This is a genomic window from Bacillus sp. SIMBA_005, assembly GCF_046535585.1.
Lineage (GTDB): Bacteria > Bacillota > Bacilli > Bacillales > Bacillaceae > Bacillus > Bacillus pumilus.
Map to the genome: position 1 here is coordinate 1 of NZ_JAWRWI010000826.1, position 252 is coordinate 252.

The 252-nt window shown below is 69.4% G+C and carries 1 protein-coding gene; it reads left to right on the plus strand.

What is annotated here, in order from left to right:
• A partial coding sequence (locus SB660_RS22385) for a response regulator (protein WP_486304221.1) occupies nucleotides 1-252 on the plus strand: 252 nt, incomplete at both ends.

Consider the following 252-nt stretch of genomic DNA (forward strand, 5'->3'; position numbering starts at 1 on the left):
CGCGAGGGATTCGACGCCTTCGTCGCCTACGACGCCGAATCCGCGATCGCCGCGTTCGACGAGATCGATCCCGTCCTGGCGGTGATCGACCTGCTGCTTCCGGGGATCTCCGGTCAGGAGCGCGCGCGACGCGTCCAGGAGCGCTTCCCGGAGTGCTTCCTCGTGATCAGCTCGGTCCTCGACGCCGCGGACTATCCGCCGGCGGATGCGGCGCTGCCCAAGCCGATCACCGGTGCGGATCTGCGCGGCATC